Source organism: Neobacillus sp. C211, from assembly GCF_051842875.1.
GTDB lineage: Bacteria > Bacillota > Bacilli > Bacillales > Cytobacillaceae > Neobacillus.
Map to the genome: position 1 here is coordinate 1 of NZ_JBPXRO010000081.1, position 2666 is coordinate 2666.

3 protein-coding genes are annotated in these 2666 nt (G+C 34.1%); 2 read left to right on the forward strand and 1 reads right to left on the reverse strand.

Going from position 1 to position 2666, the window contains the following annotated elements; all coding sequences use genetic code 11:
- The first annotated feature begins 648 nt into the window (after window positions 1-648).
- Entirely contained in the window at window positions 649-807 is a 159-nt protein-coding gene (locus ACSU6B_RS29035) for a hypothetical protein (RefSeq protein WP_179195808.1), read from the forward strand.
- Window positions 808-1132: 325 nt separating this feature from the next.
- On the opposite strand, the gene ACSU6B_RS29040 is transcribed toward ACSU6B_RS29035, so the two are convergent.
- The gene (locus ACSU6B_RS29040; RefSeq protein WP_410889929.1) at window positions 1133-1879 is read right to left on the reverse strand and encodes an NADPH-dependent F420 reductase; all 747 of its coding nucleotides are present in this window, start codon (window positions 1877-1879) and stop codon (window positions 1133-1135) included.
- Between the two features lie 224 nt (window positions 1880-2103).
- On the opposite strand from ACSU6B_RS29040, the gene ACSU6B_RS29045 reads away from it, so the two are divergent.
- Window positions 2104-2463, forward strand: coding sequence for a winged helix-turn-helix transcriptional regulator (locus ACSU6B_RS29045; protein WP_410889930.1), 360 nt, complete (start codon window positions 2104-2106; stop codon window positions 2461-2463).
- Window positions 2464-2666: the final 203 nt, after the last annotated feature.

Genomic DNA, 2666 nt, shown 5'->3' on the forward strand with positions numbered 1-2666 from the left:
CTGTTTTTTTAGTTAATTTGGATGGTGTTTTAATAATTAAACCAAATACTTAAAAAGATTATTGTGAAGAAATGTACTTAAACTAAAGGGTGCTTTACTTCAATAGGGGTAAGGCATTTTCTTATTCAAGTAACGGGCAGTTTAGTTTAACAAAGTGATGGGGAAATATGGTAAAATTAAAATAAATTATAAAGGTGGAGAGTGGTACTAATGAAGGTACTTTTGGAGTTAATACGAATAGCTTTCATATTTGTATTTTTCGGAGGAATTTTAAGTGCCTTTATAAAGTATGTCTACTCAAAATTAGGGACTGATACCAATACTTATGGCTGGATGGGACTAACAGCGATTCTTATTTTATTTTTGGTTCTATATAGGAATAAATTGCAGTTTAGTGGATGGTACAAAGGTAAAGGTAGAGAAAAACTCCCCAAAAAAGTATCAAAATTGCTTATTTCCAGTTCAATATTATTATTGTTATTACCTCCGATTCTAAGTTCCTTCTTAAGCTAACGGGTGCGGTTCTTCAATAGCGAGGGATCGCTTTTTCTTCTTCAAGTAACGGGGCAGTTTTGTTTAAAAGTATTGTAAAAAAAAGTTAAATTTGTAATATAATATAAGTAATTCGTTGGTTAGTTTGGAGGTGTTATGATGATTTGGATTTATATATTTACACCTATCATTATATTGGTTGGAATAGCCATTTATTTTGACAAAAAATCTGGGGCGACTTCACCAGATGAAAGAACAGCTGATAAGTTAGAGGAATACCCACCAGAAAATCCTTTCGGACCCAATAATTTTTGACCTTAAAATGATTCAAATACAACTTTTCAAAGACATTGTGAAGGATTGTACTTAAAGTAACGGGTGCTTTACTTCAATAAGGAGTAAGGCTTTTTTCTTGTTCAACTAAAGTAAGCAGGTTAGTGGTAGAGGGATTTTAAACACAAACATACTTAGATTCTGTTTTTTGAAAAAATTGAGATCGTCCTGGAAAGACCTTTGTAAGCTCTCAGAATTACTAACATTATTTGGGGTTGTTTTGCGGAAAAAGGTAAGACATACCTTTACAACTTTATGGGATATATTGATATAAAAAAAGGTGCCTCTAACGAGTGCACCTTTTGTTTTATGAATTGTATATTTCTCTGTTTAAATTCACAATATCTTTATGTGAAATTTCAACTTCTTTTTTTTCAGCATGGAGCTCTGCGAACCTTTCCATCACCTTGTCCCGTAGTAATGGTGCTTTTTCTTTATTTGCCTTTTTCAATGCTTTCGTGAGCTCATCTTTTGTTAGCTCTGTGCAGTAAGCAGGAGTTCCTGGCTGTTGTCTCCAAGAGTTACTTAAAGAACCACTATCTACTGTGTCGAAGCCTAGCTCGTTTACTACGTCCATGACTACTTGTTTTTGTGATGAGTCATTACCAGAAACTGCCATCGCAATTCGTCCACTAGAATCTTCGGATGTTCCTTCATTTTCTAAAGTATAGGCTAATAAGTTGTTGAAAGCTTTAATGACAGGTCTGCCTAATTGATTTGAAACCCACACACTTTCAACCATCCCGTTCTCGATTTCTTCAATTTTGCCGTCTCTATATGGATAATAATTTGAAGTATCTACAATGATTGCTTTCTCCCCGACTTGATTGATAATGTTCCGAATGCTTGGCAGTGCGTGTAAAGGGATAGATATTATAAGTACATCAATATTTGTAATTACATCCTCTACACGCACGGGTGTTCCAGCAAGCTCTTTTCCTTCTAAACGTTCAATTCCTCGTGCATCTGCAATTTTGACATCATGTCCATTCTTAACTAATTTTTTAGAAATAATTGACCCAATTGGTCCTGCACCTATAATTCCAAATCTCATTATTGTTCCTCCTAAAGAATTTTTATATAAAAGAATTAGTCTGCTTAAAGTTACAAAATCATATGTTTATCAACCGTAAATATATATTCATTAGATAATAAAAACGTATTGAGTATTTCTGTTACACATACTAGAATAAAATGATTTCTCATCTTTTTGAAGTAGGCAATAATAATTGACGTAGTACATTTTTTTGTACTTAACAGTAGAAAGCTGGTGAAAAGGTGTCTAGGATATGTAAGGATGGATTTGACAAAGAGTGTATAAAGGAACAAAGAGAAGTTTATGGCATTGCCTATACCCAAAACATACTCTCAGGGCGTTGGAAATATCTCATTCTTTGGTTTTTAAAGTCCAAAGAACGTCGTTATAGTGAAATCAAAGCTTTTTTATGGGATATTTCACAAGGTTCTCTTACAAAGCAACTTCGAGAGCTAGAAAGTGATGGTTTAATTAATCGCAATGTATATCCAGAGGTACCTCCTCGTGTAGAGTATTCATTAACCTCAAAAGGGAAAGAATTCATTCCTATTATTGATCTGATGGAAGCGTTCGGAAAGAAGTTTGGGGAGCAAGCAGACTAAACAAAAGTGGTCACATCCATCGTTAGCCCACAGAAATGAAAACTAAAGGTGGATAAAGTAAAAGTTGTGGGACGAGAAATCGTTCTAAAGGCAACTTTTTCTTTTAAGATAAAAGTTTGTGAAGAAATGTACTTAAAGTAACGGGTGCTTATGTTCAATAACGGGTTAGCTGCGGCGAGCCCGTCTTCTTATTAAACTAACTG